The 13,278-nt window shown below is 52.8% G+C and carries 12 protein-coding genes and 1 riboswitch; of the genes, 8 read left to right on the forward strand and 4 right to left on the reverse strand.

The window, feature by feature from the left end:
* The first annotated feature begins 72 nt into the window (after positions 1-72).
* The 5 genes from FKW31_RS06330 to FKW31_RS16660 are packed head-to-tail and all read left to right on the forward strand — an operon-like array spanning position 73 to position 6,403.
* On the forward strand, positions 73-3,264 hold the full coding sequence (locus tag FKW31_RS06330; RefSeq protein ID WP_150178080.1) for an efflux RND transporter permease subunit: 3,192 nt from the start codon (positions 73-75) through the stop codon (positions 3,262-3,264).
* Positions 3,254-4,432, forward strand: coding sequence for an efflux RND transporter periplasmic adaptor subunit (locus FKW31_RS06335; protein WP_089179189.1), 1,179 nt, complete (start codon positions 3,254-3,256; stop codon positions 4,430-4,432). Before FKW31_RS06330 ends, FKW31_RS06335 begins: the two co-directional genes overlap by 11 nt.
* Positions 4,433-4,434: 2 nt before the next feature.
* A complete protein-coding gene (locus FKW31_RS06340; protein ID WP_150178081.1) occupies positions 4,435-5,916 on the forward strand; it encodes an efflux transporter outer membrane subunit in 1,482 nt (493 codons plus the stop codon).
* Between the two features lie 39 nt (positions 5,917-5,955).
* Positions 5,956-6,222, forward strand: coding sequence for a LysR family transcriptional regulator (locus tag FKW31_RS06345; RefSeq protein WP_150178082.1), 267 nt, complete (start codon positions 5,956-5,958; stop codon positions 6,220-6,222).
* Between the two features lie 13 nt (positions 6,223-6,235).
* Positions 6,236-6,403 carry a hypothetical protein gene (locus tag FKW31_RS16660; RefSeq protein ID WP_166443383.1) on the forward strand — a complete coding sequence of 56 codons (168 nt, stop codon included), beginning with the start codon at positions 6,236-6,238 and terminating at the stop codon, positions 6,401-6,403.
* Positions 6,404-6,659: 256 nt separating this feature from the next.
* Here the strand turns inward: FKW31_RS16660 and FKW31_RS06355 are convergent, their stop codons facing one another.
* Positions 6,660-7,547 (reverse strand): LysR family transcriptional regulator, encoded by an 888-nt coding sequence (locus FKW31_RS06355; RefSeq protein WP_150178083.1) that lies wholly within the window; start codon positions 7,545-7,547, stop codon positions 6,660-6,662.
* A gap of 222 nt (positions 7,548-7,769) precedes the next feature.
* Here FKW31_RS06355 and metF point away from each other — a divergent pair, with 222 nt between their 5' ends.
* From metF to FKW31_RS06370, 3 genes are all read left to right on the forward strand, one after another.
* The gene (gene metF / locus FKW31_RS06360; RefSeq protein ID WP_150178084.1) at positions 7,770-8,822 is read left to right on the forward strand and encodes a methylenetetrahydrofolate reductase [NAD(P)H]; all 1,053 of its coding nucleotides are present in this window, start codon (positions 7,770-7,772) and stop codon (positions 8,820-8,822) included.
* Positions 8,823-8,835: 13 nt separating this feature from the next.
* On the forward strand, positions 8,836-9,393 hold the full coding sequence (locus FKW31_RS06365; RefSeq protein WP_238332751.1) for an epoxyqueuosine reductase QueH: 558 nt from the start codon (positions 8,836-8,838) through the stop codon (positions 9,391-9,393).
* Between the two features lie 196 nt (positions 9,394-9,589).
* Positions 9,590-10,078: a hypothetical protein gene (locus FKW31_RS06370; RefSeq protein WP_150178086.1), complete on the forward strand. Its 489-nt coding sequence runs from the start codon at positions 9,590-9,592 to the stop codon at positions 10,076-10,078.
* 19 nt (positions 10,079-10,097) lie between these two features.
* On the opposite strand, the gene FKW31_RS06375 is transcribed toward FKW31_RS06370, so the two are convergent.
* From FKW31_RS06375 to FKW31_RS16545, 3 genes are all read right to left on the reverse strand, one after another.
* Complete coding sequence (locus FKW31_RS06375; protein WP_150178087.1) at positions 10,098-11,129, reverse strand: methionine synthase; 1,032 nt, start codon at positions 11,127-11,129, stop codon at positions 10,098-10,100.
* A 27-nt stretch (positions 11,130-11,156) separates the two neighbouring features.
* The gene (locus FKW31_RS06380) at positions 11,157-12,140 is read right to left on the reverse strand and encodes a DUF1852 domain-containing protein (protein ID WP_063354210.1); all 984 of its coding nucleotides are present in this window, start codon (positions 12,138-12,140) and stop codon (positions 11,157-11,159) included.
* A gap of 245 nt (positions 12,141-12,385) precedes the next feature.
* On the reverse strand, positions 12,386-12,514 hold the full coding sequence (locus tag FKW31_RS16545) for a hypothetical protein (RefSeq protein ID WP_255448220.1): 129 nt from the start codon (positions 12,512-12,514) through the stop codon (positions 12,386-12,388).
* A riboswitch (cobalamin riboswitch) is annotated at positions 12,498-12,730 on the forward strand. It overlaps the preceding gene by 17 nt.
* Positions 12,731-13,278: the final 548 nt, after the last annotated feature.

The raw sequence follows: 13,278 nt of genomic DNA on the forward strand, positions 1-13,278 counted from the left end.
GATTGACTGTCTCGATGTCAAAATCATCGTGGTCGCGTGCGCTCCCGGTTAAAAGCAGGATTTTCAGAAGATATGGGCATTGTTGGTCTTGCGCTCCGAAAGCCCTATACTTTTATCGTCGGAGCATTGCTGATTCTTCTTCTTGGCATTTCCGCCATCTTCAGAACGCCGACTGATATTTTCCCCAATATCGATATCCCGGTCGTGACCGTCGTCTGGTATTATGATGGCCTATCTGCACCGGAAACCGAAAAACGCATTAGTACCTATACAGAGTTTTCTCACAGCTTTTTTGTCAACAATCTGCGGACGATCGAAAGCCAGACCACACCCGGTCTTGTGCTTCAAAAGCTGTATTTTCAGCCAGGGGTGGATATCGGGGTCGCTCTCGGGCAGACCGTTGCCGCCACGCAATCCATCCGTGCCCAGCTGCCACCAGGTGTGCAGCCCCCCATTATCATGCAGTACAGCGCCTCCAGCGTGGCGGTTCTCCAGCTTTCCCTGTCATCAGACAAACTGACAGAAAGCGAGCTGTACGATTATGGCGTGTATCGTCTGCGGCAGCAGATGGCACCTGTTCCCGGTACACTTCTGCCGCCACCGCATGGTGGCAAGATCCGTCAGATCATGGTCGATATTGACCCGACCAAGTTGCAGGCGATGAAAATCAGCCCTCTGGATGTCTCCAACGCCATCAACGCCCAGAACCTGACGCTTCCGGGTGGAACGGTGAAATTCGGACCGTCTCAATACAATATCCAGATGAACGGCATCCCGTATTTTTCAAAGCAGCTCAACAACATTCCACTGCGTAAAGACCCAAACACAGGGGCCATCATCCGCATCCGCGATGTCGCGCAGGTCCGTGACGGCTGGGAGGTACAGCATAACGTGGTGCGCCGTGAAGGGCAGCGCTCAGTCCTGCTGCGGATCATGAAAGCCGGGAATGCGTCCACGCTGGCGGTTGTGAACGCCATGCGAGACACGGTTCTGCCCATCTCACGCGCCGCAGCCCCTCCGGGCATGAAGATTGACGAACTGTTCGATCAGTCCCTGTTTGTGAAGGCCGCCATCAAGGGCGTGGCGTCTGAAGCTGTAATTGCCGGTCTGCTGACAGCCGCCATGATCCTCGCCTTTCTGGCAAGCTGGCGTTCCACGCTGATTGTGGCGGTTTCCATCCCACTCGCGATCCTGTCGTCGATAGCCATTCTCTCTGCTACGGGAGAAACCCTCAATCTCATGACATTGGGTGGCCTCGCACTGGCCGTGGGCATTCTGGTGGATGATGCTACAGTCACCATCGAGAATATTCACCGTCTGCATCATGACGGGGCTGAACTGCGCAAGGCCGTTCTGGATGGTGCCGCGGGCATTGCACTGCCGACACTGGTGTCCACGCTGGCGATTTCCTGTGTGTTCGTGTCCGTGGAATTCCTGACCGGACCATCACGCTTCCTGTTCACACCTATGGCGCTGGCCGTTGTGTATGCGATGCTGGCCTCCTACGTCATCAGCCGGACTCTGGTGCCGATTTTTGCGGCTCTTCTGCTGCGCTCCGAAGAACAGGCCAAAAAGCGGCGAGAAGAGGCTGGGAAGCCCCCCACGATTTTTGAACGGTTCGGTGCAAAATTTGATGCCCGGTTCGAGCGTTTTCGGAATGGTTATGAAAAGACGCTGTCCGGCCTTCTGCACAGCGCATGGAAAGTGCCGGCTCTGGGCGGTATCTTTATTCTGGGCGCGGTCCTTCTTGCAACGCAGGTGGGGCAGGACTTTTTCCCGGTTATTGATGCCGGAGAGTTCAAGCTGCACGTCCGTGCGCCTGCGGGCACGCGAATTGAGACGACCGAACGGATTTTCGATCAGGTGGAAGATACCATTCGCGAAGTTGTTCCCAAGAATGAGCGCGAACTGGTGCTTGACGATATTGGCATCCCCTTCCGTTATTCCATGCCCTTTGATGATGGCTCGACCATCGGCCCGAATGACGGACAGATCATGGTGGCCCTGAAGGAAAAGCATCGCCCGACAGCGGAGTATATCAGCCGCCTGCGCACAGTTCTGGCCAAGCGTTTCCCCGATGTCGTGTTTTATTTCCAGCCTGCCGACATGGTGACACAGATCTTGAACTTCGGGCTGACATCCCAGATTGATGTGCGGATTACGGGGTATGATCAGGCCAATAATCGTGCCGTTATGAGCAAGATCATGGAGGACATGCGCCATGTGCGCGGTCTGGTGGATGTGCACCTGCATCAGCAGCTTGCAGCACCTGCCCTGAACGTATCGATCGACCGTGAACGGGCACAGGACCTCAATCTCGTTCTGAACGACGTAGCCCGTAGCGTCATGGTCTCGCAGGCTTCCTCCAACACCGTCACGCCGAACTTCTGGCCCGATCCGCAGATGGGAACGCTTTACCCGGTTGCCGTGCAGACACCGCAATATCAGGTCAACACCGTTGATGATCTGGGCAAGCTGGTGGTGGCGGGGAATGCATCACAGGTGGCCGGTATCCCGACACTGCTGAGAAACGTGGCAACCATCGAGCGCGCGGTAGCGCCTGACGTGATTTCACACAGCAACATCCAGCCGGTTCTGGACATCGACGCCAGCGCCGAGGATCGCGACCTAGGAAGCATTGCGCGCGATATCGGGCGGATCGTGGACCGGCATAAAGCCGACCTGAAACCCGGCAACAACATCGAAGTGGCAGGGCAGATTGACAGCATGAACACCTCGTTCACGCGCCTTGAAATCGGCCTGCTGGTGGCTGCCGTTGCTGTCTATCTGCTGATGGTTGTGAACTTCCAATCTTTCATGGACCCGCTGGTTGTCATACTGGGTCTGCCCGGCGCCATGTGTGGCATCGTGCTCATGCTTTTCGTCACGGGGACAACCTTCTCCGTGCCCTCACTCATGGGGGCGATCATGAGCGTGGGCGTGGCGAGTGCCAATTCCATCCTGCTTGTCACCTTCGCCAAGGAAAGCCGCGCGCATGGCATGAACGCCATGGAGGCTGCCATGGAAGCAGGCCGGGAACGTCTGAGACCAATTTTGATGACTTCCCTTGCGATGGTGATTGGTATGTTGCCGATGTCGCTGGGCCTCGGAGACGGCGGCGAGCAGAACGCACCTCTGGGCCGCGCCGTAATCGGTGGGCTGATGATTGGCACCTGCACCACGCTTTTTGTTGTCCCCTGGCTCTATAGCCGCCTGCGCCGTCGTGAATCCCGCATGCTTGAGGAATATGAGAATGTCGTCTGAGCCTGTCATGTCCCACTCTGGCCACGAACGCAGGCGGCTTTCCACCGGCATTGTTGCCGGACTGGCTGTTATCGTCGCAGTTGGTTATGGCGTTTATACCCATGTCGAACGCGCACACGCGGTCACGGCAACGGCCAGAGAACGCGATCAGCAGGTTCCGGATGTGCGGACCATGATCGCGCGTGCTTCGACACAATCTTTGTCGCTGGATCTGCCAGGCGAAACCGTGGGGATTGAGACAACACCCATTGGGGCCCGCGCTTCAGGTTATATCGACAAGCGGTTTGTGGATATTGGAACTCCTGTGCAGGCCGGACAGGTTCTCGCCATTATCCATGCGCCGGAACTCGATCATCGCGTTGAGCAGGCGCAGGCCACACTGGCGCAGGCCCGTGCCAATCTGGCTCTGGCCCAGATTACAGCACGGCGGTCCGGCGGACTTGTCGGTGGCGGGGCTGTTAGCAAGCAGAATTTCGATGTGGACCGCCTGACACAGAATGCCCGGCAGTCCGAACAAAAAGCCGCTGATGCCGTGCTGGCTGAAACCGCGCAGCGTCAGGCCTATACGACGGTGAGCGCCCCTTATGACGGGGTTGTCACCGTTAGGAACGTGGAGGCCGGAGATCTGGTCAGTGCTGATAATGCCACGTCACGTCCCCTGTTTGTGGTCACCCGCACCGACAGGTTGCGCGTACGTGTCCATGTTCCCCAGGATGCAGCTCTGACAGTCAAAGTGGGTGAGCCGGCTTCGATCGTGGTGCCGGAACGACCTGGTCAGACTTTCAAAGGCACAGTGACGCGAACTGGGCACGCGCTGGAACAGGGAAGCCGTATGCTGCCCGTCGAGATTGAAATTGATAACCACGATAATCGCCTGACAGCCGGGCTTTATGCGGAAATCCATTTTGACCTGCCACGGGCGGCCTCTGTCATCATGGTGCCCTCAGAAGCCCTCAATTATGAGGCTGATGGTCTGTCTGTTGAAACTGTCACGGCTGACAATAAAATCGCGGTTCACAAGGTCAAGATCGGCCGGGATTATGGCGATCATCTGGAAATTCTGGAGGGATTGCCAGATGGCAGCCAGCTTGTCGTGCATCCCCCGTCCGCCTTGCATGAAGGCAGTGTTGTCGCGCCACAACTCGACAAGAACCTGAAGGTGATCTGAGCGTGCGGGCTTCATTCCTTCTTCACGGGATCGCGCTGACGGCTTTGCTCGGTGGTTGCACCATGATCCCGCATTATCACAGACCGGCTGCACCGGTGTCCACGACATGGCCATCCAGCGGTGAACGCTCTACGCAGGCGAAGGATGACACAGCGCTTCTGCAGGACTGGCGCGATTTCTACCGCGACCCCGTCATGCAGACCCTTATCGCCACAGCGCTGGAGAACAACCGCGATCTGCGTATTGCCCAGCAGCAGACGGCCGCAGCCAGTTCACAATTCGACATTGAGAACGCAGCCCTGTTCCCGACTTTGAACGGAACGGCGGGTGCCAATGTCCAGAAAATGAACTCTCATATCTGGAGCCTGTCCCGCACGGACGAACCGATTTACATGCGGCAGTATGCGGTTGGTTTCGGCGTTTCCGCTTATGAAGTGGATCTGTGGGGCCGCATACGAAGTGCATCGAGAGCCTCGTTCGACCGCTATATGGCCAGCGCGCTGAACCAGCAGGCCATGCGGCTGAGCATTATTTCCAGTGTTGCGACGGCCATGCTGAACTGGGTGGCAAATGCGCAGGCGCTGACCCTGACACAGGCCGTTCTTGCCAACAGACAGCGTACCTACGATCTGGTCAGGCAGACGGCGGACGTGGGCACTGGAACGCAACTCGATGTCGCCGAGGCTGAATCTGCTCTGCATGATGTGGAAACGAATGTTGAAATTTACACCCGTCAGAAAGCCGAAGCGTTTAACCAGTTGACCCTGCTTGTCGGGATGCCGTTACCGGACGCGACTGTCCAGTCGCTCAACGCGAAAGCATCTCTTGAAGCGGTCAGTGCTTTTCCCGAGGTTCCCGAGGTTCCCGAAGGTCTGCCTTCAGAGATGATTGCGCGTCGACCAGATATCCGCGCAGCAGAAGCGGATCTGCGCGCCGCTAACGATGATATTGGCGCAGCCCGTGCTGAATTTTTCCCGAAAATCCAGATCACGGCTGCCAATGGTACGGCAAGCAACAATATTACGCGCCTGTTCCAGAGTGGGATGGGAGCGTGGAATGTGGCGCCTCAGATCACATTACCACTGTTTGATGCAGGCCGCCTGACTGCCCAGCTCAAGCAGGCCCATAGCCGCAAACGCGAGGAAGTGGCGCGATACGAAAAAACAGTTCAGCAGGGATTCCGAGAAGTTGCGGATGCTCTGATCGGACGTGAAACATATGAGCGACAGACGAGCGCGCAGCAGAAAGCCGTTGCAGCCAACCAGCGGCAATATGACCTGGCGTTGCAGCGTTATAAGGCAGGATACGATCCGTATCTGGAGACTCTCGTGGCACAGCGGACACTTTATACAGCGCAATTGAGCGCGATTACGACACAGCTTCAGACGCTCTCTAACAGTGTCACCTTATACAAGGTGTTGGGGGGAGGTTGGAATGATACGCCCCCCAAGCGTAAGTCATCTTTCAAGGAACATATTTTGTAAAAATTCGAGAGAGATACTGTCCTGCATAGCGATACTATTATGAAAAACTCTTTCGAAGGAGTGAGCGTCTTTCTCGCAACGGTCGAAGCCGGAGGTTTTGCCTTAGCTGCTAAATGTTTGGGCCTCTCGCGCTCCGCCGTTGCGAAAACAATTGGTCGCATTGAGCATCGGTTGGGCGTAAAATGGTTTGATCGTATGACCCGTCTCAACAGTTTGATGGAAGAGGGCATCTTTACTACGAACGGTGTGTTCGTACCCTCAAAGAACTTCGAGCTTGTGAATATATCTGGAGTGCGGACACTTTAATGTCAAAGGTAGATTGAAAGTTGCGATACCGGCTTCGTTCGGTGGGCATTGTGTGGCACCATTACTGCTCGATTGGGCAGAGAAATATCAAAACCTGAATTTGGATCTTCGTTTTTCGGATACAGACCATAATTTTGTTGCCGAACGATATGACCTGACTATTCGTCGCGGATCAGTTTAGGAAGCCAATAATTTTCTAAACGTACGTAAACTTCCTGCTTGTAGATGGGTGCTATGTTCAGTGCTTTCTTATGTTGTTCGATGTAGCCAACTTCATAATGTTGAAGACATTCAACACCATTATGGGGCGCGCCATGAAAAGACCATGCGTTTCTCCCAGAAATGTTTCTATCAATTCGCAGCGCATTTTCACTAGGGATACCCCGACGTAAGCTGTTCCATCCGCAGAATGCTCAATTATTTCTGAATTGAATTTATCAGATTTCTGAAGCAAACGTTATAAAATCTTCAAGGTATTTAATATCTTCATCGGTTTCTCGATGACCAAGGAATATCTGTTTCGCAATGCCTTGTTTGCCAAGTTTCACCGGATAAAGTTCAAAGCGTGTGGCATATTCTTCCACAAGCCAGCGAGGAAGTGCTGCAACGCCCCTCCCATGCGCCACCATCACCAGCATGATGTCCGTCGTTTCAATCTGCTTCTGCTGCCGTGGTCCAATTCCCGCTGGTTGCAGGAACTGCGTGTAAATATCGAGCCGTTCAGATGGAACTGGATAGGTAATCAATGTTTCGTCTGCGAGTTGCTGCGGCAAGACAAATTTGGCCTTCCGAAGAGGATGTTCGGGGCCGACAGCCAGAACCAATTCATAGTCAAATACTGGTGTGAATTTGAGACCGGGTTTGTAAAGTGGATCAGGGGTCACCAGAATATCGATTTCATTACTGAACAGTGCGCCGATCCCGCCGAACTGGAATTTCTGTCGCACATCCACATCGACCTTTGGCCATCTTTCCAGATAGGGTGAAACGACTTTCAGAAGCCACTGATAACAGGGATGGCATTCCATTCCGATGCGCAATGTACCGCGCCCGCCATTTGCGAATTGTTCAATACGGCTTTCTGCCAGTTCAAACTGAGGGAGCAGACGGTTTGCCAGAGACAAAAGCCATTCACCAGCCTGCGTAAGAACAAGGGATCGCCCCTCCCGCCGCCATATCCTGACACCAAGCTGCTGTTCAATCTTGCGGATAGAATGGCTGAGTGCTGGTTGGGTCAGATTCAGACGCGCTCCGGCAGCCGTCAGCGAACCTTCCCGTGCAACTTCCCGAATGATTGTTAGATGGCTGCGTTCCAGAATGCCCATGTTTTGTCCGATAAATGCACGAAATTCATATAGCCATAAAAATATATCATTTCAGTTCATTTTTATAAACTTCTACTATGAAGGATCAATCATTCATGCGGATGCAGACCATGGTCTCCAACGACATTCACGACCACTTTTACAGTGGATCGAACGGTGGCTTCAATCTTTCTCCCGACATTTTCAAGGAAAAGTTGGACGCGGTGAGAACTTCCGGCTGACATGACAGGCATTTTGAGCACATGGCTGTCGGAAAAGCGTATCGACAGACTGTTGTCGTGTAATTCCGAAACCCCAATTCTGTCCTTCGAGTTTGTCCTACCGCGAACTGACGCAATGGAGCAACGGCTTTGGCACTGTATCTGGCGTCTGGCGCCTCTCGCACCCCGCTTTGTCTCAATCACTTATGGGGCTGGCGGAACCACGCAGGCCGGTACTCTTTCCACGGTGTTGCGTCTGAAGCGGAATACAGACCTTATTCCCGCCGCCCACCTGACTTGTGTCGGTGCGCCCCGCGAGGCCGTAGATGATCTTGCCCGTTGCTATCGGGATGCTGGTGTTCATCATATCGTTGCCCTGCGTGGCGATCCTTCCGCAGGCGCTGTTGATGATAGTCCGCGACCGGGTGGCTATACCTATGCCAGTGATCTTGTTGCCGGTCTGCGTCGTATCGCGGATTTCGATATTTCTGTCGCCGCTTATCCCGAAACCCATCCTACAGCGTTAAGCCCGGAAGCTGATCTGGATAACCTCAAGCGCAAGCTTGATGCGGGGGCCACGCGGGCCATCACGCAGTATTTCTTTGATAGTGAAATTTATCTGCTTTTTCTGGATCGGTGTCTGGCGGCCGGAATTACTGCCCCCATCATTCCTGGCATTATGCCGGTTTCGAATTACGAGCAGATCGTGCGCTTCTCGGCTGTGTGTGGGGTAACTGTTCCGGCATGGTTGAGGCATCTGTTCGATGGGACGGCGAAGAATCCTGAACTTCGTCGTATCGTTGCCAGTATGGTGGCGGTGGAACAGATCCGTACCTTGCAGACCTATGGGATTAACGAGTTTCATGTCTCCACGTTGAACCGTGCTGACCTGACGTACGCGATTGCCCATATCCTTGGGGTGCGTCCGATGCAGACGAACGTATCTCATAATGTGACAGGCCTTTTGGAAAAAACGGAAGTCCCCGATGAACGAGAAACCCCGGCAGATTTTGACCCCACCGCATGGGCACAGGAAGGTGCTCCTCCATTCATGCTGCGCACCCTGTTCGGGTGAGGTGATGGAGGCCATGACCGCATCGGGTATCGACTACACGATCTTCTTCTACAATCCGAACATCCATCCCGAGCGGGAATATCTTCTTCGCAAGGACGAAAACATCCGGTTTGCTGATAAGCATGGTATCCCCTTCGTCGATGCCGATTATGACAGGGACAACTGGTTCGCCCGTGCGAAAGGCATGGAATGGGAACCGGAACGCGGTGTGCGTTGCGCCATGTGCTTCGATATGCGCTTCGAGCGCACAGCGCTTTACGCTCATGAGCATGGTTTCCCGGTGATGACCAGTTCACTCGGTATTTCACGATGGAAGAACATGGCGCAGATCAATGACTGCGGCCAACGCGCCGTATCCCTTTATGAAGGACTTTCCTACTGGGATTTCAACTGGCGCAAAGGGGGTGGCTCCGCGCGAATGATCGAGATTAGCAAGCAGGAGAAGTTCTACCAGCAGGAATATTGCGGCTGCGCCTATTCCCTGCGTGATACCAATGCTCACCGCCGCAGTCAGGGGCGTTCGCCGATCGAGCTTGGCAAGCTCTATTATGGAACTGATGATGAGGCCTGATTACACACAAGATGACGGAGCTTGTTTGTTCGGCGAAGTTCCACCCACCACGACACGTGATAATAAACCACAGCACGAACCAGTTCTGAGATGTGATGAGCCGGAGGACAGTGTCTCTGATGAGGAAAGTCAGTTCGGCTGTCCGTGTTGTGTAAACCCGTGGTTTCGTTGATCTGGACAAAATACTGTTTGAACGGTGAAACGATCCATACATCATGCCCTTGTCAGAGATATTCTGTCTTATCTCCAAGCACCTGAACGTCTGACCCTTTCAAAGGGCGAACGTCTCACCCGTTTTGTGGATTTTCTTTCAGAACATCACAGGATTATTGTTTGCCGAAAGCAGGAATGTCGGAAACGATTGCGTCGGTTCGAACACATTCTGGAGATGGCGTGCCCCACGACCAATAAAGCGCGTGATATTGGAAAACTGATCACGACAGTGGAGGAAATCTGCACACGTCCTTTCACACCAGCCACTCTTCAGGATGCTTTGGGAGTTTCCAGTCGGGAACGTATCAGATGGACGCGTGACGGCAAGCTTCGGCCGATTGGAACGAAAATGATAAAGGATCGAGGGCGTTTCTCGCTGGCTTTATACAGTGCGGAAGACGTGGTGAGACTGCTGATGGCTCCGGAAATTCTGGCATCATGGAGGGCAAGACCTGTGTCCTGCCGTCCATGATAGAAACCCGCAGAGCTACCTAGCCGGCCGAAAGTTCTTTTCGAACAATTTCCGCACCTGCGCCCAGAGCATCCAGTTTTCCACGCGCTACATCACGCGGTAACGGTGCCATACCGCAATTGGTGCAGGGGTAAAGCTTGTCAGCATCAACAAACTGAAGTGCTTTTCGCAGAATATCGGCGACTTTTTCAGGCGTCTCAATGGTTTTGGTGGCCACGTCAATGGCGCCAACCATGACCTTTTTTCCACGAATGAGTTCGATCAGATCCATTGGAACGCGGGAGTTCTGACATTCCAATGAAATCAGATCGATATTGGATTTTTGCAGTTTGGGAAAGATTTCTTCATACTGACGCCACTCTTCCCCAAGAGCATTTTTCCAATCGATATTGGCTTTGATGCCGTAACCATAACAGATATGAACTGCTGTCTCGCACTTCAGCCCTTCAATAGCTTTCTCTAATGTGGCAATGCCCCAGTCATTGACCTCATCAAAGAAAACATTGAAGGCGGGTTCATCGAACTGGATGATGTCGATACCAGCCGCTTCCAGTTCTTTTGCTTCCTGATTGAGAATTTTGGCAAATTCCCAGGCGAGTTTTTCGCGGCTTTTGTAGTGGCCATCATAGAGCGTGTCGATCATCGTCATGGGGCCGGGGAGCGCCCATTTGATAGGTTTCTTTGTCAGGGTGCGTAAAAACTTTGCATCCTCGACAAAAACCGGTTTTTCACGCGCTACAGCGCCGACAACGGATGGTACGCTCGCATCGTAGCGGTTGCGAATTTTGACTGTCTGACGGTTCTCGAAATCGACACCACTGAGATGCTCAATAAAGGTCGTGACGAAATGCTGACGCGTCTGCTCGCCGTCACTGACGATATCAATGCCAGCACGGTTCTGATCGTCCAGCGTCAGGCGAAGCGCATCCTGCTTACCTTCGACCAGCTCTTCCCCCTGCAATTTCCAGGGGGACCAGAGTGTCTCAGGTTTGGCAAGCCATGAGGGTTTCGGCAGGCTGCCAGCCGTTGAGGTGGGGAGGAGTGTTTTCATGAGAGGTAACCTTGTATTTCTGATGGATCAGGCGACGTAACCGGCAGACCATTTTTCGAGAATATCGTGATATGGCTTGATGAAATGCTCGTCCGTATAGTGTCCCTGTGAGATCGCCAGTTGTGTACGTTCCTCCCGATCGTAGACAATGCGGGTGTTGGAATAGTCCTGATGTTTTAGGCTCGGTTGATAACAGTCAGCCGCAGCAGAATTGGCATTGTAAATTTCAGGACGGTAAATTTTCTGAAAAGATTCCATCACGCTGATGGTGCTGATCAGTTCAAGGGCAGAGTAGTCAGACAGCAGATCACCAAAAAAATAGAAGGCCAGTGGCGCAGCACTATTGCGCGGCATGAAATAACGAACCTGCATTCCCATTTTTTTAAAATACTGGTCTGTCAGAGAAAATTCACGCTGTTCATACTCAACGCCGAGAACAGGATGCTGATTTTCCGTTCGATGATAGGTGCGATTGGTCGAGACACTGAGGCAGATAACCGGTAATTTTTTAAAATTCTGCTTGTAAGCAGACGAGTTCATAACGCTTTTAAAGAGATTTCCATGTAGGTCCCCATAATTATGGGGAACACTGAATTTGGCTTTTTCTTTATTGTAAGCCGGTAACAACACGCTGAAGTCGTAATCCCGCACGTACGAGGAAAAACTGTTTCCGGCGAGGCCCTCTATCCGTTTGTTGGCGTTTTTATCAACAATTGTTGTGTAGAGGACTTCGATCAGAGGAAAGCTGCCGCTTTTGCCTGCAAAGGCGAGATCCATCTCCACAGAAACGATTTCAAGTTCAAGAGTGTAACGATCTCTGTTGGCATTATCCCAATGCGCCAGATCATTGAACCGGTTGTCTATCATCCGCAGGACATTGCGCAGGTTTTCCTGACGGCTTTTCCCTCTCGCCAGATTGGCAAAATTGGTTGTAAGGCGGGTTCTGTCGGAAGGATGATAGTTTTCATCGAAACGAAGCCGATGGATACTGAATGTCGAATCCTGAATCATTGTTGTTCTGCATCCCTATTTCCACCGCAAACCAGAATGCGGGCACGGGGGCATGGCGTCCCCAAGTTTGTCTTCTGAGTTTTTTAGGCGGTGGTGGTCATCGTCATGGTAGCTTTATGCCTGAACGAACCCGTGAGCAGAAATGATTTAATTTCATCAATACATCAATATTGTTCATGGACTAATGTGGCTGCATTGCTTCGGGAAAAGACGCAGTCAGAAACTGATCAGCGTAATGTTTGTTTTCAGGACATCAGATCAATCCGGTCTCGGTCTACATGCGAAAAACTGATATCTGCCTTTCGCAGCTCCAGAATGTTCCAGCTTGCACGTAGGATGCGTTTGGCGGCATGGTGCAGGAGCAAACGCTTCAATGGTCCCGCGCAAGCGGGGTAATAGGGAATTCCGTTATGTTCTGGTCAGACAATCGGCCGGAAGCAAAGTCGGAGGCTGCTCCCGCAACTGTAGGCGGTATGCCGCTGGTTCGTTCACTTTGAACGTGGACCACTGTTCTCATAGGAACGGGAAGGTTGGAACCAGTTGGCCATGATCCGTGAGCCAGGAGACCTGCCATTGCTCAGCCACCAACCGTCGGGCGGGATGACCGAAGGGAGGAGAGAATATATGCCTGTCTGCCTCATGCCTCGGTCACTCCTGATGAATCAGGCGATGGACACTTTTCAGGTCAGGGGGGCTTACCCCATCATTTCTGGCCGATATACGAATGACGCTTTTGTGCTACAAACAGCGTTAGTTCGTTAGACACTTCAGAGTCAATCACCGGACAATCATGCATTCTGTCCGATAATTGATAACGGGTACACTTGCTCAGACAAAATGTGAGAGACGACACGATGCTCCATGACGAGGGGTTGTATTGTTTCCTTTGCGCTGAGCCAGTTGAAAAGCCGAGGCAATGGAAAACGAACTTCACCAAATTTCAGATCATTCAGCGTGCGCGGCACAGATTGATTTAAGACGTGTCAGAACCAATCCGAACTTCTGGTATCCTGTCGCATGGTCCCGTGAATTGGGACGGGAAAAGGCAATCGACGCGGATTTCTCACACTTGAGGCAATTTCGGGTCATTTTGTAGAATTCAGTCATCCCACAGGAGCCCGATCTGGAATATTGACGA

Origin of the sequence: Acetobacter sp. DmW_136 (assembly GCF_008690365.1) — a bacterium.
Classification (GTDB): domain Bacteria; phylum Pseudomonadota; class Alphaproteobacteria; order Acetobacterales; family Acetobacteraceae; genus Acetobacter; species Acetobacter oryzifermentans.